Source organism: Flavobacterium notoginsengisoli (assembly GCF_042686225.1).
GTDB classification, from domain to species: domain Bacteria; phylum Bacteroidota; class Bacteroidia; order Flavobacteriales; family Flavobacteriaceae; genus Flavobacterium; species Flavobacterium notoginsengisoli.
In genome coordinates this window covers 379,328-405,309 of sequence record NZ_JBHUOT010000001.1, presented here as the reverse complement: position 1 = coordinate 405,309, position 25,982 = coordinate 379,328, and the positions used below count along the sequence as shown (strand labels likewise).

Sequence of the window (25,982 nt, the reverse complement as noted above, 5' to 3'; positions counted from 1 at the left end):
TCGCAGTAAACAGTTTTAACTAAGACTGAAAACTGAGACTGAGACTGAAAACCGCGACTGAAAACTTAAAACCATGAAATTCATAAAAAGTCTATATCTGAATAATTTCTTCTTCTATGTGCTGACAGGCATAATAGGATTATTTGTTTGCGCTTTTATTTTTCCAAACATTTATAATGCTGTCTGGCTTATTGTTTTAGCGCTTGGTACTTTTTTAGCTCTGGATCTTTTGATTTTGTATATCGCAAAAACCGGACTGGAAGCAGAACGAATTACACCAGAAAAATTATCTAATGGAGATTTAAATCCAATAAAAATCAATTTAAAAAATCACTATTCTTTTCCAGTTTCGGTTAAGATTATTGATGAGATTCCATTTCAGTTTCAGGTACGTGATTTTAAAATTATCAAAACTGTAAAAGCTTCAACACAAAAAGAAATTACTTATGAGCTTCGCCCTACAGAACGTGGAGAATATCATTTCGGAGCTTTAAATGTGTATGTTTCTTCACCATTAAAATTGATTTCCAGAAGATTTTCTTTTGACAAAGACCAAATGGTTCCGACTTATCCGTCTTATATTCAGTTAAGGAAATACGATTTACTGGCTTTTTCAAATAATTTGTTTCAATACGGAATAAAGAAAATTCGTCGAATTGGTCATACTATGGAATTTGAACAGATTAAAGAATATGTTCAGGGTGACGATTTACGAACTTTAAACTGGAAAGCTACCGCAAAAAGGAATTCTTTAATGGTCAATCAGTTTCAGGACGAGAAATCGCAATCTGTTTACATGGCCATTGACAAAGGGCGTGTCATGCAAATGCCTTTTGATGGTTTGAGTTTGTTGGATTATGCAATTAATTCCTCTTTGGTTTTATCAAATGTTATTTTGAAAAAACAAGATAAAGCCGGGCTTTTTTCTTTTTCTAAAAAAGTAGAAAACAGAGTTTTTGCAGAAAGAAGAGGCTCACAAATGCAGAAGATTCTGGAAACTTTGTACAATATAAAAACAGATTTCTTCGAAAGCGATTACAGTAGATTGTATGTTGATATTAAGAAAAACATCAATCAGAGAAGTTTGATTATTCTGTACACTAATTTTGAAACCATGGATGGTTTAAATCGTCAGTTGCCTTATTTAAAAGGAATTGCCAAAAGCCATTTACTGGTTGTAGTTTTCTTTCAAAATACAGAATTAAACTCCATCATCAATAAAAAAACAGCTACAATTCAGGAAGTTTACGATAAAGTAATTGCCGAAAAATTCATGTTCGAAAAACGTTTAATTGTGAATGAATTAAAAAAATACGGAATTCATTCGGTTTTAACGCAGCCAGAAAATCTTACGCTTGATGCAATCAATAAATATTTGGAAATTAAATCCAGAGGGATTTTGTAAAAGCTTTCAAATGTAAACTTAGCCTTTTATTAATTTATAGTTATATTATGTTATCCCATAAAAAAAGCTACTTAAATTAAGTAGTTTTGAATAAAATTGAAACTATTACAAAATGAAAAAAGCAATCGTAATTCTCTTCATTTTATTAAGCTGTAAATCTCTGGCTCAAAAAACAGAAAACATCATTATTATTACAACAGATGGTTTTAGATGGCAGGAAGTTTTTAAAGGAATTGATCCTGCAATTGCCAATGATAAAAAATTTAATCAGGGAGACAGCGCTTACATTTATAAAAAATATGCTGATGCCAACATTAAAGAGGCACGCAAAAAACTAATGCCTTTTTTCTGGTCTGAAATTGCTTCGAAAGGGCAGATTTATGGCAATAGAGATTTAGGTAATAAAGTCGATGTAGCCAATCCGTATTGGTTTAGTTATCCAGGATACAGCGAAATCATGACCGGAAATGTAGATTTAAAAGTCAATTCAAACGGTTACAAAGCCAATCCCAATGTGAATATTCTGGAATTTTTAAATCAGCAATCCAAACTAAAAGGAAAAATAGCTGCGTTCGGCGCCTGGGATGCTTTTGACAGGATTCTAAATGAGGAAAGAAGCGGATTCCCGGTAATTTCTGCTTTTGACAAAGTGGGCGGAAATAAACCAACCGCTGCTCAAAATTTATTAAATGAAATGCGTGATAATTCGTTTAAACCCTTTCATATGGATGAATGTCTGGATGTTTTTACCCATTATCAGGCCTTAGACGAACTGAAAAATAAAAAGCCAAAAGTACTTTATATCGCATACGGTGAAACAGATGAATGGGCACATCATGCACAATATCGTTCCTATTTGGATGCAGCAAACCAAGTAGACAAATGGATTCAGGAAATTTGGAATTTCATTCAAAATGATCCACAATATAAAAACAAAACGACTCTTTTTATAACCGTAGATCACGGTCGAGGTGATAAAGTAAAAGCACAATGGACTGACCATGGTTCTGATGTTCCGGGTGCCTCTGAAATCTGGTTTGCCGCAATGGGACCGGAAATTGCGCCAAAAGGTGAAATCAAAACTGAATCTCAACTTTATCAAAAACAATTTGCTCAAACTTTAGCTAAATTAATGGGATATGATTTTAAAACTGATCATCCCGTTGAAACTGAAGTTAAAGAAGTTTTTGAGAAATAGTTTTTTAGCCACGAATTTCACAAATTTTCACAAACTTTTTCTTGTATTAATGGTTAAAAATTAATTGGTAGAAATTTGTGAAATTCGTGGTAAACCTTTTTTGATAAACCTGCAAAGTTTTAAAAATCTTGCAGGAAGAAAAAAACTCAGTACCTTAGCGCCTTAGAATCTTAGTCGCTTAAAAAAAATGAAACAAATCACTTCAGTTCAAAATCCGTTTATAAAATCTTTGGTTTTACTTCAGGAAAAATCCAAAGCCAGAAAACAAACCGGAACATTTTTGATTGAAGGACAACGCGAAATTTCATTAGCCATTAAAGGCGGTTACGAAATTGAAACGGTTTTATTTTTACCCGAATTAGTTACCGAAACTGAAATCAATAAACTAATTCAAAAACCATTTCAACTTATAGAAATCAATAAAGAAGTTTATCAAAAACTGGCTTATCGTGATACTACAGAAGGCATTTTGGCTGTAGCCAAAACCAAATCTTTAAAATTATCGGATTTAAAGTTATCCGATAATCCATTAATTCTGGTGGTTGAATCTTTGGAAAAACCGGGAAATATTGGAGCTGTTTTACGAACTGCCGATGCCGCTAACCTGGATGCCGTTTTAATCGCCAATCCAAAAAGTGATTTATACAATCCGAACATTGTCCGTTCCAGCGTTGGATGTCTTTTTACGAATCAAATTGCAACTGGAACATCAGAAGAAATTATTACTTTTTTAAAAGAAAAAAAGATTAATTTCTACAGTGCTACTTTGCAAAATTCAACTTCTTATCATACCCAAAATTTCACTACTCCAACTGCATTAGTTGTAGGCACAGAAGCCACCGGCTTAACACAGCAATGGCGCGATGAAGCAACACAAAACATCATTATTCCAATGCAGGGAGAAATTGACAGCATGAATGTTTCTGTTGCTGCTGCAATTTTAATTTTTGAAGCGAAAAGACAGCGAGGTTTTTAGTCAAAATCCTGATTTTATTCTGTAAAGAATTTGAAAAAAAATAATACTTTTAGGATATTAATTTAACTATTGTAATTCTTTTTTAATTTTTATCTAAATGAAATTATTTGACAGACTTTCTGCCGTTTTTGGAAAAACTCCTTATGCCTCTATTGTTGAAGTACATGTGGCAAAATTAAACGATAATGAAAAAAAATTTCCGTTAATTGTATTAAAAGCTAAAGATTACCCAGAATTACTAAGAGCATTCATCTCAGACAACAAAAATCAAAATGATTCTACCTCAATACTTCAATACATAAAAATCACCAACTCCGTACTTCTTACATTAGTATCAAAAAATAAAAAGATTATAATAGAATTTAATCTTAATGATGTTTTAGCTCATAGTGTCCTATTTGGAATGTATACTTCAGGAAAAATTGGAATTCAGGAAATCAATAGCGATGTAAACTGTTCTTTTATTTTAGAAGCAGTCTTAAACGATTTTGAATACAACTGGATTAATAAAATTCAACCTATAATCTTTAGAGAAACATTTAAGCTTGCCAGCCAGGATAATGAAACACTCAATAAGCTTTCAGAAGAACAAATTGACAATTTAAAAGACAGAATGCCTGAAGCTTATTTAGAAACATTAGGTTCAATTCAGGCAAGATGGCAATAAATGCCGTTTTTTACTGAAACTGCCTACCTAAAATCATAAAAAAGCACTCTAAATTCTCATAAAAAACAGCTCTCATAGAAACGTTTACCCTTTCAGCAGAAAATGATTTAAATTTAATTCATAATTGGAATTGTTTTTTTGCGTATCTCAGCACTAATATGTATTTTTAGTACTTGAACTATGCCGTTATGACAGAAATAGATATTGAAAAAGAAAATAAAGCTATTGCGCAGGAATACAAGGAATTACTTCGAATAAGTTACCAAACTTTAAGCCCAACTGACAAAAAATTAATTCGAAAAGCATTTGATGTTGCTGTTGATGCACACAAAGAACAAAGACGGAAATCGGGAGAAGCCTATATCTTTCATCCTATTGCAGTTGCCAAAATTGTTGCCTCAGAAATTGGTCTGGGCGCGACTTCTATTGCTGCGGCTTTATTACACGATGTTGTAGAAGATACTCCAATTACGGTTGAAGATATTGAGCGCTTGTTTAATCCGAAAGTCGCTCAGTTGGTTGAAGGTCTTACTAAGATTTCGTTAGTTCAAAAAGACTTAAATGCTTCGATGCAGGCAGAGAATTTCAGAAAAATGATTCTGACACTGAATGATGATGTTCGTGTAATTTTGATCAAACTAGCCGATCGTCTTCATAACATGCAAACCATGGATTCGATGGCAGAATATAAGCAAACCAAAATTGCTTCTGAAACTTTATACATTTATGCGCCTCTAGCCCACCGTTTAGGACTTTACAACATTAAAACCAAGCTGGAAGATTTAGGTTTAAAATATACAGAACCTGCCATTTATAATGACATTGTAAGTAAAATTCGTGAAACGAAAGAAGAGCAGGATGCTTACATTAAAGATATTTCGGATGTCTTAAAAAAATCTCTGGACAATGAAGGCGTTGATTATATTATCAAAGGCCGACCAAAATCTATTTATTCAATCCGTAGAAAAATGCGTGCTCAAAACGTAACCTTCGATGAAGTTTACGACAAGTTTGCACTTAGAATTGTTTATAAAGCAGACCCGCATGACGAAAAATTTGTGGCCTGGAAAATCTATTCGATTGTAACAGATCACTACAGACCGAGCCCTAGCCGTCTTCGTGACTGGATTTCTTCTCCGAAATCAACTGGTTATGAAGCGCTTCACATAACTGTGATGGGTCCAAAAGGACGCTGGGTTGAAGTTCAGGTTCGAAGCGAACGTATGGACGAAATTGCGGAAAAAGGTTATGCGGCCCACTACAAATATAAAAACGGCGCAACTGAAGAAAGCGGTTTAGATGTCTGGCTGAATCTTCTTCGTGAAGCATTAGAAAATCCGGAAACCAATGCAGTTGATTTTGTCGAAGATTTTAAAATGAATTTATATTCAAAGGAAATCTTTGTCTTTACCCCAAAAGGAGAAATCAAATCATTACCAAAAGGCGCTACTTCTCTTGATTTTGCTTTCAGTATTCACTCTGAAATAGGAATTAAAACTAGAGGAACACGCGTAAACGGACGTTTAGTTCCTTTAAATTACGAACTGAAAAGTGGTGATCAGGTTGAAGTTATTACTTCTCCAAATCAGAAACCAACCGTAAACTGGTTGGAATATGTAACCACTTCGAGAGCGAAAAACAAAATTAAAAACGTTCTTAATGAGAACACTAAAAAGATTGCCGAAGAAGGGAAAGAATTACTTGTTAGAAAATTAAAACATTTAAAAATTACATTTAACGAACAAGTAACCAACGAATTAGTCAACTTTTTTAAATTAAAAACAAGTTTAGATTTATTTTACAGAGTTGGAATTGGTGCGATTGAAAATCAGCAGTTAAAAGATTATGCTGCGCAGAAAAGCAATTCGTTTATCAATTTCTTTAAAAATAAAATCAAAAGAAATAAAGATACAACCGCTTCAGAAGATATTCATAAACCAGTTATCAGCAGTAATTATGACATGCTGGTTTTTGGAACAGAGCATGACAAACTAGATTATAAATTATCGCAATGTTGCAACCCAATTCCGGGTGATGATGTATTTGGTTTTGTGACGATTAACGAAGGGATCAAAGTGCATAAAAAAGATTGTCCGAACGCCATCGGAATGCAGTCTAATTATGCTTACCGCATTATGAGCGCCAAATGGATTGACTCTTCGCAAGAAGAATTTAAAGCCATTATCAATATTACAGGAATGGATGTTCTTGGACTTACCAACCAATTGACAAGGGTAATCTCGAACAATATGAGTGTGAATATTCAAAGTATTTCTTTGAGTACCGATGCGGGAATTTTCCACGGTCAAATCGCTGTAATTGTAAAAAACAATACCATTTTGAAGAAAATGATCAATGCCATTAAAAAAATTGACGGTGTTGATAAAGTCACAAGAGAGTACAGAACCTAACTTTTTAACCTATCTATAAGGGATTTATAACTAAACTTTAAACCCGAAACTTTTATTGATTAAAAATAAAAATTTATCTTTGCCGGATATGACACTCATTTCAACTGACAACACTAGAAATCAAGAAATTGTAAAAAACGTTTTTACAATGTATCTTGAACAAAAAGGGCATCGCAAAACTCCTGAGCGTTATGCTATACTTCAGGAAATTTACGACAGCGAGGAACATTTTGATATCGAAAATTTGTACATCAAAATGAAAAACAAAAACTATCGTGTGAGTAGAGCTACTTTATACAACACGATTGAGTTATTGTTAGACTGCGCTTTGGTTAGAAAACATCAATTTGGGCAAAATCAGGCTTACTACGAAAAGTCTTATTTCGACAAACAGCACGATCACATTATCATGACTGATTCTGGCGAAGTAATTGAATTTTGTGACCCAAGAATTCAGACCATCAAAAAAACAATCGAAGAAATATTTGATATCGAGATTACAAATCACTCGTTATATTTCTACGGAAACAAAAAGCAAAAACAATAATCCAGAAAGGAATTATTCAAAAAATAAAAAAAAAGAAAAATTAACTACATAATCAGTAGGACAACTTAGATTGTCCCAACGCAAATTAAAACAGAATGACCGTAGATTTATTACTAGGATTACAATGGGGAGATGAAGGTAAAGGAAAAATTGTTGACGTTCTTACCTCAAATTATGATATTATTGCACGTTTTCAAGGAGGACCAAATGCAGGACATACATTAGAATTTGACGGAATTAAACACGTACTAAGAACAATTCCTTCTGGAATTTTTCATAAAAATTCAGTAAATATCATCGGAAATGGTGTTGTAATTGACCCGGTAGTTTTTCAAAAAGAAATCGAAGGTCTGGAGAAATTCAATCTTGATATCAAAAGTAAATTAATCATTTCTAGAAAAGCACACTTAATTTTACCAACTCACCGTTTACTTGATGCAGCTTCTGAAGCTTCAAAAGGTAAAGCTAAAATTGGTTCTACTCTTAAAGGAATTGGACCAACTTATATGGACAAAACAGGTAGAAATGGTTTACGTGTTGGAGATATTGAATTAGAAGATTTTAAAGAGCGTTACAGAGCTTTAGCTGACAAGCACGAAGCGATGATTGCTTTTTACGATGTTAATATTCAATACAATTTAGCTGAACTTGAAAAAGAATTCTTTGAAGCTATTGAAGAATTAAAAAAATTAGATTTTATTGACAGTGAAGAATACATGCACCAGGCTCAAAAAGCAGGTAAATCTATTCTTTGCGAAGGAGCTCAGGGATCTTTATTAGATGTTGATTTTGGAACTTATCCTTTTGTAACTTCATCAAATACTACCGCTGCCGGAGCTTGTACAGGATTAGGAATTGCTCCTAACAAAATCAAAGAAGTTTACGGAATTTTCAAAGCTTACGTGACTCGTGTTGGTAGCGGACCTTTCCCAACTGAACTTTTTGACGAAGTGGGTGCAACTATGGCAAGAGTTGGTAACGAATTTGGTTCTGTAACAGGAAGACAAAGACGTTGCGGATGGTTAGACTTAGTAGCTTTAAAATATGCTGTTCAGGTTAACGGAGTTACGCAGTTAATGATGATGAAAGGTGATGTTCTTTCTGGATTTGAAACTTTAAAAGTTTGTACTGAGTACAACTACAAAGGACAAAACATTTCTCACTTCCCTTACAACATCGAGCCGGAAAATGTTACTCCGGTTTACAAAGAATTTAAAGGATGGAAACAAGATTTAACTGGATTGACAACTTACGATCAATTGCCAGTTGAGCTAAAAGAATATATTGAGTTTATTGAGAAAGAAATCGAAGTACCAATCAAAATTGTATCGGTTGGACCAGACAGAAAGCAAACAATAACAAAATAATACACTTAAACGCTCTGATAATCAGAGCGTTTTTTTTATACAAATCATTTCATTTATGAAAAATCCAAAAGTTGAAATTAAAGAAACTAAATTATTATCAGACAATTGGTATATCTTAAACCGGGTTACTTTTGATTACCAAAAAGAAAATGGTGTATCTGAAATCCATACTCGTGAAGTTTATGACCGTGGTAATGGCGCCGGAATTTTATTATATAATTCAGCAAAAAAAACGGTTATCCTGACACGTCAATTCCGCCTTCCGACTTTCCTTAACGGAAATAAAGACGGAATGATGATTGAAGTTTGTGCCGGACTTTTAGACAAAGACAATCCGGAAACTGCCATTATTCGTGAAACGGAAGAAGAAACTGGTTATCGTATTTCTAAAGTTCAGAAAGTATTTGAAACCTATATGTCTCCAGGCGCCGTAACAGAAATTTTATATCTTTTTGTTGGAGAATATGACGAAAGCATGAAAGTAAGTGAAGGCGGCGGACTGGATGCTGAACAGGAAAATATTGAAGTTTTAGAATTTACTTTTGATCAGGCTTACGCTATGATTGAATCACAAGAAATTACGGATGCTAAAACTATTATGTTGTTACAGCATGCAAAAATTAAAGGTTTGATTTAAATAGTTTTTATGTATTTTAGTGTTAAAAAATGATTTAATAAACACTAATCTAATAACAACTTAAATGGGATTATTTGACTTTTTCAAGAAAAAAGAAACTCCAAAAAACGAAACAACCAAAGAAACTGAAAAAACTGAAAACAAGGTAATACTTGCGATGCCCCTGTTTAATAACGGCGAACGTTACAAAATAAATAGTGTAATTGAAAACCTGAAAGATTTTTGGGGATTATCTATTGTTAATTTTGCAGGAGATGACAATTCAGCTGTTTTTAAACTAAATAATGAATTAGTAGCCGTAGCTTACGTCCCGGCACAAATTCCTGGGGAAGAAATTTCAACCACTATTCAATATGCATACAATTGGCATACGGCCAGAGAAGATTTAAAAAATTATACTGGACATGCAATCGTTTCTGTTATGTCTGCAGAGGGAAGCCAAGTAGAAAGATATACACTTTTAAGTAAATTATTGTGTTCTATTCTTTCTACTTCAGATTCAATAGGTGTGTACCAAGCAAAACAGACACTATTAACTCCCAGAAATCAATATCTTGAATGCATTAATGATTTACTGCAGCTAAAATCTCCCGTTCATTTATGGATTTATATTGGCATTAAAACTTCTCCGGAAGGGAATTATATGTATACCTATGGATTACCTGAATTTGAAAAACAGGAAATGGAAATCTTAAAATCTCCTGTAGATTTAGAAAAACTCTTTAATTTCTTTTCCAGCATTATTGCATACGTAATTAATAGTGATATTACATTACGAAATGGAGAAACTTTAGGACATACAGAAGACCACAGAGTAAAAATAACTGCTTCACAAGGTTTTTTTGTAGAGGGTGAAACTTTAAAAATAGAAATATAATTTCTTTAATTATAAATAATAAAATCAAAACACGATTTATACAAAATGGCAACAGATAATTGGTCTACTTTTCAAATCAATTGAAATGAAATTATTCCGCAACAAATATTTTAAAATAATTACATTTCTTTTTATATGTTTAAATGTAATAGCATTTATCCATGCTTATAAATTTACTCATTTTACAAAATCTGAGTCCCAAAAAACGGAGAGTCCAGAAAAGCTCACCTCTCTTGAAAAAGTAAAAACATTATTATTTGGCGTAAATAATCCAAAACCGCAGAATAAAAAATTCCCAACTCAGAAATATGAAACCATAAAATTAAAAAGCAACAAAGAAATAGAATGCTGGCTAATTAAAAATCAAAACTTTCGAGGAACAGTTATTCTATTTCATGGTTATGGTGGCGAGAAATCTTCAATGCTAGACAAATCAAATGAATTTTTAAAATTAGGTTTTAACACTATGCTAGTTGATTTTATGGGAAGCGGTAACTCCGAAGGAAATCAAACAACAATTGGTTTTAAAGAGGCTGAAGAAGTAAAAACTTGCTTTGACTATATCTCATCTACAGGCGAAAAAAATATTTATTTATTTGGTACTTCTATGGGAGCTGTTGCCATAATGAAATGTATTGATGATACTCAAATAAAGCCAAAAGGTATAATTATAGAATGCCCGTATGGCTCCATGTATCAAACTGTTTGTGCCAGATTTAATAAAATGCATGCTCCAACTTTTCCAATGGCCGGAATTTTGCTTTTTTGGGGAGGTATACAAAATGGTTTTTGGGGGTTTAGTCATAATCCATCAGAATATGCAGAAAAAATAAACTGTCCAACATTATTACTTTATGGAGAAAAAGATAAAAGTGTCAGCAGATTAGAAATAGATGAAATTTATAAAAATCTAAAAGGCTTTAAAGAACTTCATGTTTACAAAAATACCGGACATGAAAATTATCTAATAAAAAATAAGATTCAATGGAGTCAGGATATCAATTCCTTTTTATCATCGATTTAAAAATGAAAATCCCGAAAACAATTCAAAAAATTATGTAACCCTTTTTGGCTATCAGATTTATAACTTTATTTTCATAAAATTAACGACCTATGAAAAAGTTATATTACACAGCAAACGCCTTACTTGTATTGATATTGGTTTTAATGGTTTCATGTAAAAAAACAGATACTATTGAAATAACCGAAAATAAAACCACTAAAAAAGTAGTTGAATATAAAGAACCTGAATCTGCAGTTTCTTTTCAGTTCCAAAAAACGAAAGACTGGCTGAAAGCAAATGAAGCTGACAGCACTAAAATGAATATTGTTTATGCTATAAACAGAACCGATAAAGCCAATTTAAAAAAACAGGATTCGATCGTAATTCCGGCAGATTTTAGTGGTGATTTAGTTTATTATCTTCCTTTCCCAATACACGTTGCGGCATTACAGGAAGTTTCAAAAATCATCTTATTTTCTTATCCAACACAGACTTTTGCCGCCTATGAAAATGGCGAATTAGTTCGTACAGGACCAACTAATATGGGAAGAAAAAAAGACCCTACTCCAACAGGATTGTTTTTCACTAACTGGAAAGCCGAAAAAACAACCAGCACATTTAATGACGAGTGGGAATTGAAATGGAATTTTAACATTGAAAATAAATTGGGAGTTGGTTTTCATCAATATGAACTACCAGGATACCCAGCTTCACATTCTTGCTTACGATTATTAGAAAAGGACGCTAAATTCCTTTACAAATTTGCAGATGAATGGATTTTAAAAGATAAAGAAAACGTAAAAGTGAAAGGAACGCCTGTTGTTGTTTTTGGAAGTTATGATTTTGACGGACCAAAACCATGGTTACAACTCGCATCAGACCCAAAAGCTTTAAATATTCCAGAATCTGAAATTGAAACACAGACAAAACCATTCTTAAAAGAGATTTTAGAAAATCAAAATCTTAGAGAAGCTGAACCTAAAAACACTTTATAAAATATATTCCTAATATAAAATAAGCTGAGATGATTTCGATTGTTTCAGCTTTTTTGTTTAAACACATAGAAACATAGTTTTTCATGCCGCTCAAAGGCGTTTCACTTTTAATAAAAAACATAGTTTTTTTGGCTAAAGCCCTCAGCTTTAATTTTTACAACCCTCCAGCTAAAGCTGGAGGCAATTCACTTTCAAGTCTTTGTTTCTTTGCAACTTTGAACCTTTGCAACTAAAAACTTACTATCTCAGAACCTCAGCACCTTAGAATCTTAAAAAAACACAAATAAGCGATCGTTCATTTATTATTTTTTTTATACCTTTGTACCGTAATTAATTAGAATTATGAGAACACGAGATACCAATAAAGAAGAAATTGTAAAACAAAAAGCAATAGGAATGATCGTTACACAAGGTGTAGAAGGTTTTGGAATGAATCGCCTTGCTAAAGAATGCGGTATCTCTGTTGCGACTCTTTATATTTATTATTCGGATAAAGAAGATTTGATTCGAAAAATCGGAATCGAAATTGGCCGAAAACTCTTTGACAAAATACTGGATGGTTTTTCTCCTGAAATGTCTTTTAAGGACGGACTTAAAAATCAATGGGAAAATCGTATTTACTTCACTCTCCATTTTACACAGGAAGCTACTTGTTTTGAAATCCTAAAACAATCTACTTATGGCGATGCTATTGTAGAAGAAATTACAGGTGATTTTAAACAAACTATGTCTCATTTTATACTTTCTGCTATCGAAAGAAAAGAACTTATTCCGATTACTTTCGAAGTTTTTTGGAGCATTGCTTATGGTTCATTATACTCTCTTTTAGAACTTCACAGAGAAGGAAAATCTATGTCGGGAAAACCTTTTGTGTTTACCGAAGAACTTAAAAACGAAACTTTCAATCTGGTTTTAAAAGCGCTGACTCCTTAATTCAATATCAACCACAAATTTCAATGATTTGTCACTCTGAGCGAAGTCGAAGAGCAAATTCAAAATACAATTGTAATATTAATTTCAATAAAAATGAAAACTTCAATTATAGAAAATAAAAAAATTGCCATTATAGGCGGTGGCCCTGTTGGATTGACAACTGCTCGAATTTTACAACTAAACGGTGCTGACGTTACAGTTTATGAAAGAGATAGTAATGCTCAGGCCAGAATTTCTGGCGGAACTCTGGACATTCATTCTGACTCCGGCCAATATGCGATTCAGAAAGCAGATTTAATGGACGAGTTTTATAAATATGCAAGACCAACTGGCGAAAAAATGGCTGATATAGATGGAAATATTACTTTTGATGAAATGCCGGATGAAACCAATGCTTTTTCTCGTCCTGAAATTGACCGCAATGATCTTAGAAAAATTATACTGGATAATCTCCAAGAGGACACTGTTGTTTGGGATAGTCAATTGATCAATCTTGAAAAAAAAGAAAATCAATATATTTTAGAATTCAAAAATGGCAAAACAGCGACTGCTGACTTTGTTATCGTAGCAAATGGCGGAAGATCTAATGCCAGAAAATTTGTGAGCGATCAGGAACCGCAGCTTTCGGGAACCTATATTATTCAGGGTGAAATTGTTAATCCGGATCAGGATTATCCCGAATTTAAGCCGAAATACGGTAACGGAAATGTAATGGCTATGGGCGAACATAAAATGTTTTATACTCATACCATGCGTGATGGTTCTGTACATTTTGGAGTTTCTTTTAAAGCTCATGAGAATTGGATTTCAAACCACGGAATTAACTTTGAAGATGATAAAGCTGTAATTTCTTTTCTAAACGAAACTTTTAAAAACTGGGGCGACGATTACAAAAAATTCTTTGCTGCTTCTACAGAATTCTCCGGTTTACCTTTACGACTATTTTCTTTGGAAGAATCTTGGAAAGAACATTCTAATATTACACTTGTGGGAGACGCAGCACATTTAATGCCTCCATTTGCCGGAGAAGGAGTAAATATGGGCCTTTTTGATGCTTTTCATTTAACTCAAAACTTAACCAATGGAAAATTCGAAACTATTGACGAAGCTATCGCTGATTATGAACAAAAAATGTTTGGTTATGCTTTAGAAGCGCAACGTATGACGAAGAAAATGGAAGATTTACTGCATTCTGATATCGTTGCGGAAGATATTTTGAACAGTAGATTTTAAGTTTACAAAGTAATAAATCAAAAAAGGCGTAAGAATTAAATCTTACGCCTTTCGTTTTATATTAAAAACTCTCCAATTATCTTGAATAATTTGGAGCTTCTTTCGTAATTGTTACGTTATGTGGATGACTTTCAGTAATTCCGCTTGAAGTAATTCTCACGAAACGTCCTGTTTCCTGTAAAGTAGGAATATCTTTTGAACCACAGTATCCCATACCTGCACGAAGACCACCAATAAACTGAAGCATGCTTTCGTTTAATTCTCCTTTATAAGGAACACGTCCAACGATTCCTTCCGGAACTAGTTTTTTAACATCGTCTTCAACATCCTGGAAATAACGGTCTTTAGACCCTGTCTGCATGGCTTCAACAGATCCCATTCCGCGATACGATTTGAATTTTCTTCCTTCAAAAATGATCGTTTCTCCCGGAGATTCTTTTGTTCCTGCTAATAATGAACCTAACATTACACAGTCAGCCCCTGCCGCAATTGCTTTAGGAATATCTCCCGTGTAACGAATTCCACCATCAGCAATTACCGGAACTCCAGTTCCTTTAATAGCTGCAGCAACCTCTAAAACTGCTGAGAACTGAGGAAAACCAACACCTGCAACGATACGTGTAGTACAGATAGAACCAGGTCCGATTCCTACTTTTACACCGTCTGCACCATTTTCTACTAAATATTTAGCAGCTTCCGGTGTTGCAATGTTTCCGACGATTACATCTATTTGAGGGAATTTTGATTTTACTTCTTTTAAGGTATTTACAACACCTTCTGTGTGCCCATGCGCTGTATCGATAATAATGGCATCTACACCTGCATTTACTAAAGCTTCCGCTCTTTGAACTGCATCTCCGGTAACTCCAATTGCAGCAGCAACTCTCAAACGACCAAAAGAATCTTTATTTGCGATTGGTTTTTGAGTCAGTTTTGTAATATCTCTAAACGTAATTAAACCTACTAATTCGTTTTTATCGTTTACAACCGGTAATTTTTCGATTTTATGACCTTGTAAAACTACTTCAGCTTGTTCTAAAGAAGTTCCTTCAGAAACCGTTACTAAGTTTTGGCTTGTCATAACCTCAGCGATTGGTCTTGCTCCATTTTTTTCGAAACGTAAGTCACGATTGGTAACAATACCTTTTAAGATTCTGTTTTCGTCAACGATTGGAATACCACCAATTCCGAATTCTTTCATAGCACTTTTAGCGTCAGCAATAGTAGAATTCATTGGCAAAGTTACCGGATCGATAATCATACCTGCTTCTGCACGTTTTACTTTTCGAACTTTTCCTGCTTGTTGTTCGATAGTCATATTTTTATGTAAAACACCAATTCCGCCTTCTTGTGCCATAGCAATTGCCATTGCACTTTCTGTAACTGTATCCATAGCAGCAGATACAATTGGAACGTTTAATGTGATGTTTCTTGAGAATTTTGATTTGATACTCACTTCGCGGGGAAGCACATTCGAGTAGTTAGGTACTAATAATACATCGTCGTAAGTTAAACCTTCGCCGATAATCTTGGAGTTGTGTGCTATCATGGTGCAATTTCTAGTTGAATTGCGTGCAAATATAGTGAATAAATTGCTAACTTGAATACTAACTTATTCATAAATTTATCCTTACACGAATCATCCTACAAAATCGTGTTGCCTAGCCCAGATGGAAATGGAAAGCCACGAAAAGCCAAAAAATATTTTTTTCTGATTTAAAAAAGCGACCAACGGAAGCTCTTTTTAAATCCTGAAAAAAAGTTTTTTGGGTCGAGTGCTTGAAATGTACAGCTGGAAATTGCTCCTAATCAATCAACCTCATCCGGAACAATGAAATTTATCCCGAACTGGAATGCTACACCATTGGCTTTAGAAATATCTTTATATTCCAGAATATTATTTACTAGTGCATAAACATTGACTTTTCCGATTGTACCGGCAAGTCCTAAACCAATGTTTTTATTAGAAAACGAATCAAAAGTATAAGTTGCCTTTACATCTAATTTCCTAAAAATATTCCTTCTGTAAAAAGCTGTCAATGCTGCTATAGGCTGTCTTGGAGTAGTCATTGCAAAAACCTGTGCTCCTACTGCATTTTTATAGTATTTATTGACTTGTCCTCGACAATTACATTCATCATCCGGGCGTGCTTCACCAAATGAATATTGAATGGAGGAATAAAATTTAGTCGGACGCCAGGTCGTGTATTTATTATAAAGTGTATCTCTCGGAATGGCTTTTTCAAACTCATCAAAAACATCTTCAGGATCGTCATTTCCCATAAAATCAGGATTTACACCATTATATTGATAGGTTCCTTTATAAGTAAGTGTTTCGATATCTTTAGATTGTCTGATAAACCCCAAATCAATTATACTTGCTGTAAGCTGCAGATTATCTTTTATATAATAGGTAATTCCGGCATCTACTCCCAATCCTAAACTTCCGCCAAAAAAAGTATTATTTACTAAATCACGAGCTACATTTCCTTCATATTCGTCTTTGGTAAATTTAGAAATCCCAGATGTTTTTAATTCTAAATTAGACGAAATAATCTGATTGTAAACATTCGGAGTTCCGGAATTTTGTCCTGTATAAATATATCCGGAATTTTTTGTTGAAGTGGCATTTGCACCACTGGAGTAGATTTTTGCACGTCCGCCATACACAAACTTATCGTTTACTTTTTTATGATATCCGATATGCAACACAGAAAGAACTTCCGCCTTTGCTGTTAAATCTCCCAGATTAAAAGATTTTCCAATATAGTCTCTATTTCCGTTTAAAGCCAGCAGAGCGGGATCTTTAGGAACGTACATAAAAAAGTCAAATTCCTGATACAATCCAAATGAAACATACGATTTGCTTTCTCTGCCTCCGACTCTAAAACCACCTGAAAAGATTTCCAACTGCTGATTGGTCATTACTTTATCGTTTCTCGATGTATTATTAAGTACGTTTCGAACTTTTTGATTAAAATCTACACCATTGTCTGCAAATAAATCATAGGCCGTAAAACCTTTCGAACCTACATTTGCCGAAATTCCGGATAAGACAGGAAAACCAAAATAATATTTATACGAAACATCTGCTCCAGGATTGACAAGAGAAGACTGTGGAATTTGAGTAAAATTATACAGCAGTTCTTTATTTTGAGCAAAACAAGAAAACTGAAAAACGACAAAGAAAATCAAACTTAACTTTCTCATTCGATTACTAAATAAGCTGTTGCACTTGATCTCAATTTCAGACTTCCTAAACTTTGACTATTTAATGGGTCTCCGGCAGCAATTAAAACTACAAATCCGATTTTAGTAGTTTGTTTTAGAAGATCTAAACGTTCATTTTCAAAAACTTCTGTTGGATATTTTATAACATTAGAACTTCCTGTATAAGCAGGAACTGTAAAAGATATAGTCTGCAGAATTTCATTTTGGTCATTCATTAAAAGCATATTCAGAGCAAAAGTGCGTTCAATAGTATTTTCAATTTCAAAATCGAATTCCGCTTTCTTTAATCTTTCATTAAAAAACTTATCACGAAAAACGGTAAAGTTTCGTACATCGTAAACGATATTGGTTCCGCCATCGTCTATAAGCTGATTTGCAGGAATATCAAAATAAGCAAGATTTGCCACAACAACAGGCTCTAACTTTAAGTCTTTTATCTGATCGAAATCTAATTCACTTGAACAGGAAAAAAATAGAAAAGCACAAAGAATTGTACTTAAGAGGCTGCGTTTAGAATTTGGTATCATGGCTAATATTATTTCAACATTAAATATAACGCTTAATGTTTATAATCCTTATCTAAGGTAGGTAAATATAACTATTAATTAATGAAACTTTCCAAACAATTTCGAAGCTTCATTGTAAGCACTCTCAAAGCTTAACGAATTTAAACCTGTATATTTTTTGTTTGCTGTAAAATAAGAAACCAGTTTTTCTGTAGGCATGTTTCCTGTCAATTTATCAGTTGCCATCGGACAGCCACCAAAACCCTGAATTGCCCCATCAAAACGGGTACAACCAGCTTTGGCTGCTGCATCGATTTTCTCGAACCACGTGTCGGGCGTGGTATGCAAATGAGCGCCAAATTCGATTTCCTGATATTTTGGAATTAAATGAGAAAACAAATACGTAATTACTTCCGGAGTAGAAGTTCCAACTGTATCAGAAAGCGATAGAATTTTCACTCCCATTCCTGCAAGTTTTTCTGTCCATTCCGAAACAATTTCTACATTCCACGGATCTCCATATGGATTCCCAAAACCCATTGAAAGATACGTTACGACTTCTTTATTTTTCTTATCAGCAACTTCCAGAATTTCTCTTAAAGTAACCAAAGATTCGGCAATAGTTTTATGGGTATTACGCATCTGAAAATTCTCTGAAATAGAAAACGGAAAACCTAAATACTGAATCTGTTCATATTCTGAAGCGGTTACCGCTCCTTGCGTATTAGCAATAATCGAAAGCAGTTTACTAGTGGTTTGAGATAAATCGAGCTGTTCTAAAACGGCAGCAGTATCTTGCATCTGCGGAATAGCTTTTGGAGAAACAAAACTTCCGAAATCAATAGTATCGAAACCAACTCTTAGTAAAGACTGTATATAGGAAACTTTATTTTTAGTTGGAACAAAATCTCTTATGCCTTGCATGGCATCTCTGGGACATTCAATGATTTTGATTTCTTTATTCAAAGCTTATTCATTTGTAAAGGCTAAGTTAGTTTCTTTTTTAATGAAATAAAAGAGAATTTTAGTTGAAACCAATTATTACTTAATATCGTAATAGCCTTAATTATTACACAAAATTGTAATAATTTAAAATATTACCAAAAAACGTAATAATAAATATTATTACTTATATTTGTAATAGAAAGTTTATTATTTTTTAATTATATTTGGTTATGACTAGTGTAATTACCGGCGACATAATTGGTTCAAGACAGCAAAAATCAGAACATTGGGTAGAGGATCTTAAAAAGATTTTAGCGCCTTTTGGATCAACACCAAGCCAGTGGGAAGTATATCGCGGTGATGAATTTCAGATTGAAGTTTCAAATCCTGAACAGGCATTGCTAGCCGCTATTTTAATCAAAGCCCGTTTACGAGCCATAAAATCAGATGCCAGAATGAGTATTGGTTTTGGAGACAAAACGCATAATGCAGAAAGAATATCTGAAAGTAACGGCTCTGCTTTTATACATTCCGGAGAACTTTTTGAAACCTTAAAAAAACAAAAGGTAACTCTGGCGCTGCGAACAGGTGATACAAATTTTGACGAAAAACTCAATTTAATGCTGCAATTGGCCTTAACTTTTATGGACAGCTGGCTGGTACAATCGGCAGAATTTGTTGCTATTGCAATAGAAAATCCTGATTTGTCCCAAGAAGAAATAGGACAAAAATTAGGCATCAATCAGGCTGCTGTAAGCCGAAGACAAAAACGTGCCCAATTTGAACTGATTTTGAATTTAGACCAATATTTTAGAACCCAAATAAAACAACTTTTAGCATTATGATTTTATTCGTAAAACTACTTTTAGCTCATTTGTTAGGTGATTTTATATGGCAACCTGGTTCATGGGTAGCCGACAAGGAAATTAAAAAACATAAAAGTATTTACCTATATGTTCATATTATTCTTCATGGCCTTTTAGCAGCAATTCTGGCGGGAGAAATCCGTTTTATTCCCTACGCTTTTTTAATTGCTGTAACACACGGACTAATAGATTGGATCAAATTAAATTTTCAGAAAAAGAAAAATAAACGAAGTTGGTTTGTTGCAGACCAAATTGCGCATATTTTAATTCTAATTGGCGTCGTACTTTTATATGAAAATAAAAACATCCCTGATTTTTGGAAAAACAACGAATTCTGGATTTTCCTGACTGGAATTTTACTGCTTACCAAACCAACATCAATCTTTATCAAAACGATAATTTCAATCTGGGCTCCAGAGAGCAAAATCGACAATCAGGATAACTCACTAATTGCCGCCGGAAATTATATTGGTATACTGGAACGTTTATTTGTTTTCGGATTTATTCTGACCAATCATTTTGAAGCCATCGGATTTCTTTTAGCTGCTAAATCTATTTTTAGGTTTGGAGATTTAAAAGAAGCCAAAGACCGAAAACTGACCGAATATGTTTTGATTGGCACTTTAATCAGTTTCGGAATTGCAATACTCGCCGGCTTAATTGTACAGTTCCTTCTTTTACAATTGCCCTAAAACTTTTTTATTGATTGCTTTTATCAAAGCCGGTCCTTCGTAAATAAATCCTGTGTACAACTGCACTAAACTTGCTCCTGCATTTAATTTTTCAATTGCATCATCGGCAGAATGAATTCCTCCTACTCCAATAATCGGGAAAGCTTTGTTGCTTTTTTCTGAAAGAAAACGAATTACTTCTGTAGAACGCTTTGTCAATGGTTTTCCGGACAAACCTCCTGTTTCTGTTTGGTTTGAAGACTGTAGACCTTCTCTTGAAATTGTAGTATTGGTAGCAATTACACCCGCAATCTGAGTTGTTTTTACAATATCAATAATATCCAATAACTGCTCATCTGTAAGATCTGGAGCAATTTTCAATAAAATTGGTTTTGCTTTCTGAGTACTTGTTTTTTGTTTTTCAACATTTCTGTCCTGCAAAGTCTGTAATAAAGCTGTTAAAGGCTCTTTATCCTGTAGCGCTCTTAAATTTGGCGTATTTGGTGAACTTACATTCACAACAAAATAATCAACATGATCGTACAAAGCATCAAAACAAATAATGTAGTCTTTAACCGCATCTTCATTATCAGTTACTTTATTCTTTCCGATATTTCCTCCAATTAAAACTCCCGAATTTTTCTTCAAACGTTCAACAGCTTCCAAAACACCACCATTATTAAATCCCATTCGGTTGATAATCGCCTGATCTTCTTTTAAACGGAATAAACGTTTCTTTGGATTTCCTTCCTGTCCAACCGGGGTTACAGTTCCAATTTCGATAAAACCAAAACCAAAATCACCTAACTCTTTGTAAAGCTTGGCATCTTTATCAAATCCCGCAGCAAGTCCAACCGGATTTTTAAATTTAATTCCAAACACTTCTCTTTCTAGTCGAGCATCTTTTACCTCATAAATTGATTTTATAATTGACGAAACTCCAGGAATTTTTGAAATGAATTTAACGAATGAAAAAGTAAAGTAATGCACTTCTTCAGGATCAAACCAAAAAAGTATCGGACGAATTATCAATTTATACATAAGAGTTGTGTTGTTATTTTTTTCGGATGCAAATTTAAATATTATAGTTTAAAAAGGTGCTTTTTTCCAGAAACAAATCTTTTCAATTTTGTTCAATTCTTTAAATAGCTTAAAAACGATTAAAAAGCTTTTTTTGATGTTGCAAATTATAAAATGAAACCACTTAAAGCCTGTCTAAAAACTTCACAGGATTATTTATTACTTAATTTTGAGACAATTATAAAAAATCTTGTTACAATTTTTCATTTCAAAAATCTGGAAGTTATGCAAAATGAAACGAAAGCAAGAATCAACATCCTGTCTGGAAAAACAATTTTCTTTATTACGTTTTTCATTTTGACCAGTTTTAACAAAATCACAGCACAGGAAGACAAGGAAAAAGCTTTTCATCCACATCATCAAATTGGGCTTTCTATTAATCATGTTCACGTTTTTGAAGGCCGTGATGACGAGGGAAACAGAGAAGTTTTGAGCCTTCCCGCCTGGGGATTGGATTATACTTTTCAATTTCACGAAAAATGGGCAATCGGGCTTCATACTGACTTTATTATTGAAAAATTTAAAGTCGAAAAAAATCTTGCCGGCGGAGAAGATAAAGAAACAGTTGAAAGAAGTTATCCAATTGCTCCTGCCATAATGGGAATTTATAAACCAAATGAACACTGGAGTTTTCTTCTGGGTTTTGGAGGCGAATTTGCCAAAGAAGAAGAAGATTTCTTTTTGACCCGTGCAGGTGTAGAATATGGGTACGAATTACCAAAAGAATGGGAAATTTTCGGCACTTTCAGTTATGATTTTAAATGGAATGCTTATGACAGCTGGGGAATTGGTTTAGGAATTGCAAAAAACTTTGGAGGAAAATAAATTTATACAATTAGTCAAGAAATTATACAATTCGGTAAGCTTATGTTCAACGTAATAAAAATAATTCAGATCAAAACGCTTCTTTTGCTTGTCATCCTTCTTTTTAGTTTGAAAGGAATATCCCAGCAGGAAAAAGATACAACAAAGCTGATGAATGTTCGATATGGAAGCAAAGGAATTGAATTACAAACCAAAGACGACAAATTTTTATTTCAACTTCAAAGCCGTTTACAATTTCGTTTTTCTACGCCTTATGATACCGATCCACTTACTTATGATGATTACAGTCAGGATGCAAAAACCACTTTTAAAATAAACCGTGCCAGATTAAAAATAGGCGGTCATGCTTTTGAACCCTGGCTTAAATATTATTGGGAATACGAATTAAGTCAATCCAACTTACTGGATTTTAGAATAATGATCGAAAAATGGGATTTTCTGAGTTTTAAAGTAGGACAATGGAAAACAGAATTTACCCGTGAGCGTTTCATCAGCAGTGGCGAACAACAAATGGTAGAACGATCTCTTATCAACAGACCATTTACTGTTGACAGACAATTAGGAGCCGAAGTTTACGGTCATTTAAAGGGAAAAGGTATCGCAGATTTTAATTATTGGTTTGCCGCCTTAACCGGAACAGGACGTGGAAGTACTTCAAATGACGATAATAATTTAATGTATTTTGGAAGAGCACAATGGAATTTTCTGGGAAGATTCCTTGATTTTGAAGGTTGTGATCTGGAATTTCACGAAAAACCAACTCCTATTATTGCTTTTTCAGCCATTACCAACCGTAGTCCTTACACGCGTTTTTCTCAAGCCGGAGGAGGTTCTTTAGACGGATTTGAAGACGGTTTGCCAGGACAATATCGTGTAAATCAATGGAATCTGGAAACAGCATTTATGTATCGCGGTTTTTCATGGCAAAGCGAATGGCACACCAAGGAAATTATAGATAAATTCAATAATAATGAAATGACTGTTATGAAAGGATATTATGTTCAGGCTGGCTATTTTTTTCATAACGTTTTTAATTGGTGGCCCAAACATTTGGAAATGGCAGGAAGACACGCATCATACAGACCCGATTATTCCATTAGACAAAATCGACAAGATGAATCGACCCTGGCTTTTAACTGGTTTTTTAAAGGACATAAAAACAAACTTACTTCTGAAGTCAGCTATTTTAGTTTCCAGGACAAAACATTACCGTTGGAACAAGGCTGGCGCTTTAGAATTCAGTGGGATATTTCGCTTTAAAACTAAAAAAAGGACAATCAAACTTTTCCTTTATTTCGACAAACAATACATTTTTTTTCATAACTTTAATTCACATAAAACACTGAAAATGAAAAACATATCCAAAACAGTAAAAAAATCAGCACTCATGTGTTTGATTGGAACATTTTTCCTTATTTCAATAGATAGTTTTGCACAACGTTTCGGAGGAGGGGGCGCTGCTCATCGAGGCGGCGGCGGTGGCGCGCACAGAAGTGGGAATATTGGCGGTGCCACACATACAAGACCGGCACAAACCACAAGACCGGCACAGACAACAAGACCTGGCTCAAATGGAGGAGGTATACAACGACCAACTAATTCTGCCAATAAGGTAACCAGACCGGCTAATTCTAATAATAAAATAACAAGACCAGCCAACTCCAATAATAAAACGGCTAGACCTGCAACAGCCGGGAATAGAAACAATAACAATAGAACCGGCAACAGAAACACAAACATAAGCGGCAATACCGTTAACAGAAACCGAAATAACGTAAATATTAATGTTAACAATAGTGTTCATGTTCGCAACAATCGCAACACTATTGTTAGACCCGGACCAAGACCTTACGTACGTCCGCCTTATGTATATGGTGGTTACCGATACAATTGTTATCATCCCTATTATCCTCGTCCTTATGTTCCTTTTTATTGGGGACCTGTTTGGCATCCATGGGGCTTCTTTGTTGCAACTTTAGCAGTTACAGCAATCGTGGTCAGTGTAGAAAGCACACAATATCATTATGATCAGGGCGTTTGGTACAGTTCAACAAGCGGTGGCTATACGGCAGTGCCGGCACCAGTTGGCGGTACAGTAAACAATATTCCGAGCGGAGCAGAAACGGTTAATACAGGAACGGTAAATAATTATTACTATGGAGGAACCTATTACGAAAAAGACGGTGGTAAATACACCGTTGTTGCTCCTACTGCCGGAACCATTGTAGAGAAATTACCTGAAGGCGGCGAAGAAGTAACTATTGGAGATGCTAAATATGTAAAATTTGGCGAAACCTATTATCAACCCGTACAAATAGATGGAAAAGACAAATATGAAGTAGTTCAGGTTGAGAAAGAATAATTAATTTTATTAATTCTATAAAATTACTATACTATTAAAAATTATATTCATAATTTTATCCCATCTATTTGACAACCATTATTTCTGATCAAAACCATTTACCATGAAAAATAAAACTTTTTGGCTTTTTGCAATACTGACAATTTCGATCATTTCACTTGCATACGGTTATACTAAATTAATTGTACCTAAAAAAGAAACAAAAGAAGTTGCAGAATGTCACGAAACTCCAAATTTTTCTGAACCGTCGGTCTTTAAACCGACCATTGAAAACAAAAACAAACCCGCCGGCAAAGCTCCTGAAGGAATGGTTTGGATTCCCGGGGGAGAATTTTCTATGGGAAGCAATGTTGAAGATGAAAGTTTATGCAGCATTAAAGGAGTTACCAAAGACGCTGCTCCTATTCACCGTGTGTATGTAGATGGTTATTATATGGATAAAACGGAAGTAACTAACGAAGAATTTGAAAAGTTTGTAAAAGCAACCGGTTATGTAACCGTCGCAGAACAAAAACCAACAAAAGAAGAGTTTCCAAGTGCGAGCGAGGAAGATTTGGTTACAGGCTCTGTTGTCTTTACTCCTACTCCATCTGCAGTTAACCTGAACAACTTTCTACAATGGTGGCGCTACGAACCAGGAGCAGACTGGAGACATCCGGAAGGACCACAAAGCACTATTAAAGGAAAAGAAAAATATCCTGTAGTTCATGTTGTTTACGAAGACGCTGCTGCTTATGCAAAATGGGCAGGAAAGAGACTTCCAACAGAAGCGGAATGGGAATTTGCAGCGCGAGGTGGAAAAACCGGGAATCTTTATGCCTGGGGAAATACTTTAAAACCGAACGGAAAATTTCAGGCTAATATTTATCAGGGACATTTTCCAATAAAAGATGGCGACACTGGCGAAGATGGATTTAAAGGAATTGCTCCAACAGCCCAATTTGCTCCGAATGCTTACGGTTTATACGATATGGCAGGAAATGTGTGGGAATGGGTAAATGATTGGTATAGCGTAGACTATTATAAATCACTCGCTGAAAGTGGCAAAACTGTCAAAAATCCACAAGGTCCTGATGCTTACAATGACCCAAATGATCCAACTGAAATAAAAAGAGTACATCGTGGCGGTTCGTTTTTATGTACTGATCAATATTGCACCCGATATATGGTTGGTACAAGAGGAAAAGGTGAAATCAGATCTGCTGCAAACCACGTTGGCTTTAGATGCGTAAAAAGTATATAACAGC

General features: G+C 34.2%; 24 protein-coding genes. 19 read left to right on the top strand and 5 right to left on the bottom strand.

Translation table 11 applies throughout. The features are described 5' to 3' along the window. Window positions 1–73: 73 nt before the first annotated feature. The 13 genes from ACFS3A_RS01580 to ACFS3A_RS01520 all read left to right on the top strand — a co-directional run bounded on the left by ACFS3A_RS01580 (window position 74) and on the right by ACFS3A_RS01520 (window position 14,249). Complete coding sequence (locus ACFS3A_RS01580) at window positions 74–1,405, top strand: DUF58 domain-containing protein (protein WP_379823518.1); 1,332 nt, start codon at window positions 74–76, stop codon at window positions 1,403–1,405. Window positions 1,406–1,517: 112 nt separating this feature from the next. Then, the gene (locus ACFS3A_RS01575) at window positions 1,518–2,603 is read left to right on the top strand and encodes a phosphoglyceromutase (protein ID WP_379823517.1); all 1,086 of its coding nucleotides are present in this window, start codon (window positions 1,518–1,520) and stop codon (window positions 2,601–2,603) included. A 187-nt stretch (window positions 2,604–2,790) separates the two neighbouring features. Continuing rightward, the gene (locus ACFS3A_RS01570) at window positions 2,791–3,579 is read left to right on the top strand and encodes a TrmH family RNA methyltransferase (RefSeq protein ID WP_379823515.1); all 789 of its coding nucleotides are present in this window, start codon (window positions 2,791–2,793) and stop codon (window positions 3,577–3,579) included. 97 nt (window positions 3,580–3,676) lie between these two features. Then, window positions 3,677–4,246 (top strand): hypothetical protein, encoded by a 570-nt coding sequence (locus ACFS3A_RS01565; protein ID WP_379823513.1) that lies wholly within the window; start codon window positions 3,677–3,679, stop codon window positions 4,244–4,246. Between the two features lie 188 nt (window positions 4,247–4,434). Further along, on the top strand, window positions 4,435–6,657 hold the full coding sequence (locus ACFS3A_RS01560; protein WP_379823511.1) for a RelA/SpoT family protein: 2,223 nt from the start codon (window positions 4,435–4,437) through the stop codon (window positions 6,655–6,657). 88 nt (window positions 6,658–6,745) lie between these two features. Beyond that, complete coding sequence (locus ACFS3A_RS01555; RefSeq protein WP_029268726.1) at window positions 6,746–7,204, top strand: Fur family transcriptional regulator; 459 nt, start codon at window positions 6,746–6,748, stop codon at window positions 7,202–7,204. Window positions 7,205–7,299: 95 nt separating this feature from the next. Beyond that, window positions 7,300–8,571: an adenylosuccinate synthase gene (locus tag ACFS3A_RS01550; RefSeq protein ID WP_379823510.1), complete on the top strand. Its 1,272-nt coding sequence runs from the start codon at window positions 7,300–7,302 to the stop codon at window positions 8,569–8,571. A 55-nt stretch (window positions 8,572–8,626) separates the two neighbouring features. Next, the gene (locus ACFS3A_RS01545) at window positions 8,627–9,208 is read left to right on the top strand and encodes an NUDIX domain-containing protein (RefSeq protein WP_379823508.1); all 582 of its coding nucleotides are present in this window, start codon (window positions 8,627–8,629) and stop codon (window positions 9,206–9,208) included. A 64-nt stretch (window positions 9,209–9,272) separates the two neighbouring features. Further along, window positions 9,273–10,085 carry a DUF4261 domain-containing protein gene (locus tag ACFS3A_RS01540; RefSeq protein ID WP_379823506.1) on the top strand — a complete coding sequence of 271 codons (813 nt, stop codon included), beginning with the start codon at window positions 9,273–9,275 and terminating at the stop codon, window positions 10,083–10,085. Between the two features lie 85 nt (window positions 10,086–10,170). Further along, the gene (locus ACFS3A_RS01535; RefSeq protein WP_379823504.1) at window positions 10,171–11,109 is read left to right on the top strand and encodes an alpha/beta hydrolase; all 939 of its coding nucleotides are present in this window, start codon (window positions 10,171–10,173) and stop codon (window positions 11,107–11,109) included. A gap of 89 nt (window positions 11,110–11,198) precedes the next feature. Further along, window positions 11,199–12,083 carry a L,D-transpeptidase gene (locus ACFS3A_RS01530; RefSeq protein WP_379823503.1) on the top strand — a complete coding sequence of 295 codons (885 nt, stop codon included), beginning with the start codon at window positions 11,199–11,201 and terminating at the stop codon, window positions 12,081–12,083. A gap of 342 nt (window positions 12,084–12,425) precedes the next feature. After that, window positions 12,426–13,016: a TetR/AcrR family transcriptional regulator gene (locus ACFS3A_RS01525; RefSeq protein WP_379823501.1), complete on the top strand. Its 591-nt coding sequence runs from the start codon at window positions 12,426–12,428 to the stop codon at window positions 13,014–13,016. Between the two features lie 93 nt (window positions 13,017–13,109). Further along, window positions 13,110–14,249, top strand: coding sequence for an FAD-dependent oxidoreductase (locus ACFS3A_RS01520; RefSeq protein ID WP_379823498.1), 1,140 nt, complete (start codon window positions 13,110–13,112; stop codon window positions 14,247–14,249). 76 nt (window positions 14,250–14,325) lie between these two features. Here the strand turns inward: ACFS3A_RS01520 and guaB are convergent, their stop codons facing one another. The 4 genes from guaB to ACFS3A_RS01500 form a co-directional block, all read right to left on the bottom strand. Then, window positions 14,326–15,798 (bottom strand): IMP dehydrogenase, encoded by a 1,473-nt coding sequence (guaB, locus tag ACFS3A_RS01515; RefSeq protein ID WP_379823497.1) that lies wholly within the window; start codon window positions 15,796–15,798, stop codon window positions 14,326–14,328. A 260-nt stretch (window positions 15,799–16,058) separates the two neighbouring features. Then, window positions 16,059–17,459 (bottom strand): DUF5723 family protein, encoded by a 1,401-nt coding sequence (locus ACFS3A_RS01510; protein WP_379823496.1) that lies wholly within the window; start codon window positions 17,457–17,459, stop codon window positions 16,059–16,061. After that, window positions 17,456–18,007, bottom strand: a complete 552-nt coding sequence (locus tag ACFS3A_RS01505) for a hypothetical protein (protein ID WP_379823493.1) — start codon at window positions 18,005–18,007, stop codon at window positions 17,456–17,458. Before ACFS3A_RS01505 ends, ACFS3A_RS01510 begins: the two co-directional genes overlap by 4 nt. A gap of 78 nt (window positions 18,008–18,085) precedes the next feature. Beyond that, complete coding sequence (locus ACFS3A_RS01500) at window positions 18,086–18,952, bottom strand: hydroxymethylglutaryl-CoA lyase (RefSeq protein WP_379823492.1); 867 nt, start codon at window positions 18,950–18,952, stop codon at window positions 18,086–18,088. Window positions 18,953–19,161: 209 nt separating this feature from the next. On the opposite strand from ACFS3A_RS01500, the gene ACFS3A_RS01495 reads away from it, so the two are divergent. Both ACFS3A_RS01495 and ACFS3A_RS01490 read left to right on the top strand, forming a co-directional pair. Next, window positions 19,162–19,776, top strand: coding sequence for a SatD family protein (locus ACFS3A_RS01495; RefSeq protein ID WP_379823490.1), 615 nt, complete (start codon window positions 19,162–19,164; stop codon window positions 19,774–19,776). Then, window positions 19,773–20,489 carry a DUF3307 domain-containing protein gene (locus tag ACFS3A_RS01490; RefSeq protein WP_379823489.1) on the top strand — a complete coding sequence of 239 codons (717 nt, stop codon included), beginning with the start codon at window positions 19,773–19,775 and terminating at the stop codon, window positions 20,487–20,489. The genes ACFS3A_RS01495 and ACFS3A_RS01490 overlap by 4 nt, the downstream gene beginning before the upstream one ends. Here ACFS3A_RS01490 and ACFS3A_RS01485 read toward each other — a convergent pair. Further along, complete coding sequence (locus ACFS3A_RS01485; protein WP_379823488.1) at window positions 20,475–21,509, bottom strand: quinone-dependent dihydroorotate dehydrogenase; 1,035 nt, start codon at window positions 21,507–21,509, stop codon at window positions 20,475–20,477. The genes ACFS3A_RS01490 and ACFS3A_RS01485 overlap by 15 nt on opposite strands. Before the next feature lie 264 nt (window positions 21,510–21,773). Here ACFS3A_RS01485 and ACFS3A_RS01480 point away from each other — a divergent pair, with 264 nt between their 5' ends. The 4 genes from ACFS3A_RS01480 (at window position 21,774) to ACFS3A_RS01465 (ending at window position 25,978) form a co-directional block, all read left to right on the top strand. Beyond that, a complete protein-coding gene (locus ACFS3A_RS01480) occupies window positions 21,774–22,373 on the top strand; it encodes a hypothetical protein (RefSeq protein ID WP_379823487.1) in 600 nt (199 codons plus the stop codon). A gap of 42 nt (window positions 22,374–22,415) precedes the next feature. Continuing rightward, window positions 22,416–23,633 carry an OprO/OprP family phosphate-selective porin gene (locus ACFS3A_RS01475; RefSeq protein WP_379823486.1) on the top strand — a complete coding sequence of 406 codons (1,218 nt, stop codon included), beginning with the start codon at window positions 22,416–22,418 and terminating at the stop codon, window positions 23,631–23,633. Between the two features lie 88 nt (window positions 23,634–23,721). After that, window positions 23,722–24,735 carry a DUF6515 family protein gene (locus tag ACFS3A_RS01470; RefSeq protein WP_379823485.1) on the top strand — a complete coding sequence of 338 codons (1,014 nt, stop codon included), beginning with the start codon at window positions 23,722–23,724 and terminating at the stop codon, window positions 24,733–24,735. A gap of 103 nt (window positions 24,736–24,838) precedes the next feature. Then, window positions 24,839–25,978 carry a formylglycine-generating enzyme family protein gene (locus ACFS3A_RS01465; RefSeq protein WP_379823484.1) on the top strand — a complete coding sequence of 380 codons (1,140 nt, stop codon included), beginning with the start codon at window positions 24,839–24,841 and terminating at the stop codon, window positions 25,976–25,978. The last annotated feature ends 4 nt before the right edge of the window (window positions 25,979–25,982 follow it).

Coding starts and splice junctions, on each gene's coding strand:
- ACFS3A_RS01580 (WP_379823518.1), top strand. CDS start 74: ATGAAATTCATAAAAAGTCTATATCTGAATAATTTCTTCTTCTATGTG.
- ACFS3A_RS01575 (WP_379823517.1), top strand. CDS start 1,518: ATGAAAAAAGCAATCGTAATTCTCTTCATTTTATTAAGCTGTAAATCT.
- ACFS3A_RS01570 (WP_379823515.1), top strand. CDS start 2,791: ATGAAACAAATCACTTCAGTTCAAAATCCGTTTATAAAATCTTTGGTT.
- ACFS3A_RS01565 (WP_379823513.1), top strand. CDS start 3,677: ATGAAATTATTTGACAGACTTTCTGCCGTTTTTGGAAAAACTCCTTAT.
- ACFS3A_RS01560 (WP_379823511.1), top strand. CDS start 4,435: ATGACAGAAATAGATATTGAAAAAGAAAATAAAGCTATTGCGCAGGAA.
- ACFS3A_RS01555 (WP_029268726.1), top strand. CDS start 6,746: ATGACACTCATTTCAACTGACAACACTAGAAATCAAGAAATTGTAAAA.
- ACFS3A_RS01550 (WP_379823510.1), top strand. CDS start 7,300: ATGACCGTAGATTTATTACTAGGATTACAATGGGGAGATGAAGGTAAA.
- ACFS3A_RS01545 (WP_379823508.1), top strand. CDS start 8,627: ATGAAAAATCCAAAAGTTGAAATTAAAGAAACTAAATTATTATCAGAC.
- ACFS3A_RS01540 (WP_379823506.1), top strand. CDS start 9,273: ATGGGATTATTTGACTTTTTCAAGAAAAAAGAAACTCCAAAAAACGAA.
- ACFS3A_RS01535 (WP_379823504.1), top strand. CDS start 10,171: ATGAAATTATTCCGCAACAAATATTTTAAAATAATTACATTTCTTTTT.
- ACFS3A_RS01530 (WP_379823503.1), top strand. CDS start 11,199: ATGAAAAAGTTATATTACACAGCAAACGCCTTACTTGTATTGATATTG.
- ACFS3A_RS01525 (WP_379823501.1), top strand. CDS start 12,426: ATGAGAACACGAGATACCAATAAAGAAGAAATTGTAAAACAAAAAGCA.
- ACFS3A_RS01520 (WP_379823498.1), top strand. CDS start 13,110: ATGAAAACTTCAATTATAGAAAATAAAAAAATTGCCATTATAGGCGGT.
- guaB (WP_379823497.1), bottom strand. CDS start 15,798: ATGATAGCACACAACTCCAAGATTATCGGCGAAGGTTTAACTTACGAC.
- ACFS3A_RS01510 (WP_379823496.1), bottom strand. CDS start 17,459: ATGAGAAAGTTAAGTTTGATTTTCTTTGTCGTTTTTCAGTTTTCTTGT.
- ACFS3A_RS01505 (WP_379823493.1), bottom strand. CDS start 18,007: ATGATACCAAATTCTAAACGCAGCCTCTTAAGTACAATTCTTTGTGCT.
- ACFS3A_RS01495 (WP_379823490.1), top strand. CDS start 19,162: ATGACTAGTGTAATTACCGGCGACATAATTGGTTCAAGACAGCAAAAA.
- ACFS3A_RS01490 (WP_379823489.1), top strand. CDS start 19,773: ATGATTTTATTCGTAAAACTACTTTTAGCTCATTTGTTAGGTGATTTT.
- ACFS3A_RS01485 (WP_379823488.1), bottom strand. CDS start 21,509: ATGTATAAATTGATAATTCGTCCGATACTTTTTTGGTTTGATCCTGAA.
- ACFS3A_RS01480 (WP_379823487.1), top strand. CDS start 21,774: ATGCAAAATGAAACGAAAGCAAGAATCAACATCCTGTCTGGAAAAACA.
- ACFS3A_RS01475 (WP_379823486.1), top strand. CDS start 22,416: ATGTTCAACGTAATAAAAATAATTCAGATCAAAACGCTTCTTTTGCTT.
- ACFS3A_RS01470 (WP_379823485.1), top strand. CDS start 23,722: ATGAAAAACATATCCAAAACAGTAAAAAAATCAGCACTCATGTGTTTG.
- ACFS3A_RS01465 (WP_379823484.1), top strand. CDS start 24,839: ATGAAAAATAAAACTTTTTGGCTTTTTGCAATACTGACAATTTCGATC.